At 66.0% G+C, this 2,832-nt stretch carries 4 protein-coding genes; 1 reads left to right on the top strand and 3 read right to left on the bottom strand.

The features are described from left to right. A partial coding sequence (locus QZT63_RS05230; protein ID WP_290649192.1) for a succinylglutamate desuccinylase/aspartoacylase family protein occupies positions 1 to 783 on the bottom strand: 783 nt, incomplete at its 3' end. Between the two features lie 116 nt (positions 784 to 899). Between QZT63_RS05230 and QZT63_RS05235 the strand changes: the two genes are divergently transcribed. Beyond that, positions 900 to 1,055: a DUF1328 domain-containing protein gene (locus QZT63_RS05235; RefSeq protein ID WP_290649194.1), complete on the top strand. Its 156-nt coding sequence runs from the start codon at positions 900 to 902 to the stop codon at positions 1,053 to 1,055. Between the two features lie 66 nt (positions 1,056 to 1,121). Here QZT63_RS05235 and QZT63_RS05240 read toward each other — a convergent pair whose 3' ends face one another. Further along, positions 1,122 to 1,655, bottom strand: a complete 534-nt coding sequence (locus tag QZT63_RS05240; protein ID WP_290649195.1) for a gamma carbonic anhydrase family protein — start codon at positions 1,653 to 1,655, stop codon at positions 1,122 to 1,124. Between the two features lie 42 nt (positions 1,656 to 1,697). Next, positions 1,698 to 2,832 (bottom strand): glutathione-disulfide reductase (gene gorA, locus QZT63_RS05245; RefSeq protein WP_290649197.1); only part of this gene is annotated, 1,135 nt, incomplete at its 5' end.

Consider the following 2,832-nt stretch of genomic DNA (forward strand, 5'->3'; position numbering starts at 1 on the left):
ACGGAACAAACCATCCTGCCCGGCCCGCAGCCAGCTACTGGAATCGGCGATGTACTGCGGCTCCGGCGTCGGGCGCCGGCTGCGCGAGGCCGGCAGCATGTGCAAATGCCGCATGACGCGCACCACACCCTGAAGGCCGGCCCGAATAGCCGTTTCGTCGAACCGCAAGGCCTCACCGCCCTCGTAGGTCACCACCGGCACACCCACCTCCCGGGCGGCGCTGCGCAGGCTTCCCTCAATCAGGGCTGAGTGGATGACCACGGGCAGGCCAAACGCTCGGGCCAGGGCCGCGTCTTCGGGGTGCTCCAGGTCGGCGCGGACCTGGGGCAGGTTGTCCCGGTGAATGGCCGCCGTGTGCAGGTCGATGGCGTGGCTGGCCCGAGACAGCACTTCAGTGCGAAACAGGTACGCCAGCCGGGATGCCATGGATCCGGATTCACTGCCCGGAAAGCTGCGATTGAGGTCTCGGCGATCCGGCAGGTAGCGGGATCGGGCGATGAACGCCAGCACATTCACCACCGGGACGGCGATCAGTGTGCCCGACATCCGGCTGAGCATCTGCTGGCGCAGCAGCCGACGAATGACCTCGGCGCCGTTGATCTCGTCACCATGCACGGCGGCCGTCACCACAAGGCAGGGTCCCTCGCGGCGCCCGTGGACAACCTGCACGGGAATGTTGACCGGGGTATGGGTGTAGAGTTGACCTGCGGGCAGCTCGACTGTGGCCCGGCTGCCGGGGGCGATGGACGTGCCCGCGATTTCCATCCGTGCGCGCGCCAACATACCTCCCGTTTCATTGCTGATTGGAGTCCCGCCGATTGACACATCTGACCCGGGGGCTATTGTGTCAGCAGTCTATCGTGGCTGCGCGCCACCGCCGAAGACAGGGAGGCCACCCGATGCTGTCCTGGACCCTGATATTTCTCGTGGTGGCGATGATCGCCGCGGCACTCGGATTCTCCGGCATCGCCGGCACCGCCGCCTGGATTGCCCAGGTGATCTTCGTGCTGTTCATCATTTTGTTTCTTGGCGGGCTGATCCTGGGACGCCGGTGACGCCCCATCCTCATGGGTGGCGGCAGCCGGTGCATGCCGCGTTACCTACCCCTGTGCGCCACCCGCTTAACCAAGCGCTGCCCGACGGTGCCGATTCTTCACCGTCACGTAGTACCGCGCCGAGTAACGTAAAAACTCCCGTTCACTATCGGTAATCTCCCGCACGGCCTGAGCCGGGCTGCCGACGTACAGATGCCCACCGGGCAACGTCTTGCCCGGCGGCACCAGGGCGCCCGCGGCGAGAATACTCTCCGCGCCCAGCACGGCGCCGTCCATAATGGTGGCGGCCATGCCGATCAGGCAGGCATCCTCCACCGTGCACGCATGGACGATGGCCTTGTGCCCGATGGTGACATCGGCGCCGATGATGGTCGGGTAGCCAGGGCTGTAATCGCCGGCGTGGGCGACATGCACCACCGAGCCGTCCTGGATATTGGTCCGCGGGCCCACCCGAATGTAGTGCACATCCCCGCGCACCACGGTCATGGGCCACACGGAGACATCCTCGGCCAGTTCCACCTCACCGATAACCAAGGCGGTCGCATCCACCCAAGCGCTGTCGGCGATCTGCGGTCGATACGATTCGAAAGTGCGGATCATGTCCTTTCTCTCTCTAACCAATGCATCCGAAACTCAGCCCGCTCAACGCATGGTCACCATTTCTTCCGCGCTGGTGGGATGAATGGCCACGGTCTCGTCGAAATCCCGCTTGGTCGCCCCCATGCGTACAGCCACCGCAAACCCCTGAAGCATCTCGTCGGCGCCAACCCCGATGACGTGGCAACCGACGATATTCTGCTCGCTGCCGACCGTCACCAGTTTCATGCGCGTGCGTGGCTTGTGATCCGATAGCGCAAAGTCCATGGCGACGAAGCTCGTGCTGAAGCAGGTCACGGCATCGCCGTGCTCGTCCCTCGCCTGCGCCTCCGTGAGCCCCACAGTCCCGATGGGGGGATGCGCGAACACCACGGTCGGCACGTCGCGGTAATCCATGCGGCGCTGGGGCTGTCCGCCGAAGAGGCGATCACCCAGGCGCCGTCCCGTGGCAATGGCCACCGGGGTCAAGGGAATCCGCCCGGTGACATCGCCCAGGGAATAGATGCCGTCGACATTGGTCTCCTGCCACTCATTGACCGGAACCTGCCCGGCACCATCCGTCTCCACGCCGGCGGCCTCCAGCCCCAGCCCGTCGGTATTGGCGCGGCGGCCCACAGCCCAGAGCACCGTATCCAGACCCTCCACGGTGCGTCCATCCACGGCGTGCAGCGTGAGCGTGCCATCCGCGGCCCGTTCCAACGCAGCCGGCGTGAACTCCGTGACCAGACTCACACCATGCCCGGGAAGCGCTTCCTGCAACCCCTCCTGGATGATGCCGTCGAACTCGCGCAGCGGTGCGTGGCGGCGAACCAGCAGGCTGGTCTGCGTACCCAGCCCGGCCAGAACGCCAGCCAGCTCCACAGCAATATAGCCCGCCCCGACCACCGCGGCGCGCCGCGGCTGCTCCCGCAGGGCGAAAAAGCCATCGGAATCAATACCGAGCTCGACTCCCGGCACACTCGGGCAGGTCGGCCGGCCCCCGGTGGCGATAACGAAGTGATCCGCCGTGTAACGCTCCCCGTCCACCTCCACGGTCGCGCTATTGAGGAACCGGGCGTGTCCCTGGACATGGGCGACCCCGTCTTTGTCCAGGTTGCGCGCGTAGACCCCGTTCAGACGCTCGATATACGCCGCCCGCCGCGACACCAGCGTGCGCCAGTCCAGCCCGTCGAAGGTCACC

Source organism: Aquisalimonas sp., from assembly GCF_007120195.1.
Classification (GTDB): Bacteria; Pseudomonadota; Gammaproteobacteria; order Nitrococcales; family Aquisalimonadaceae; genus Aquisalimonas.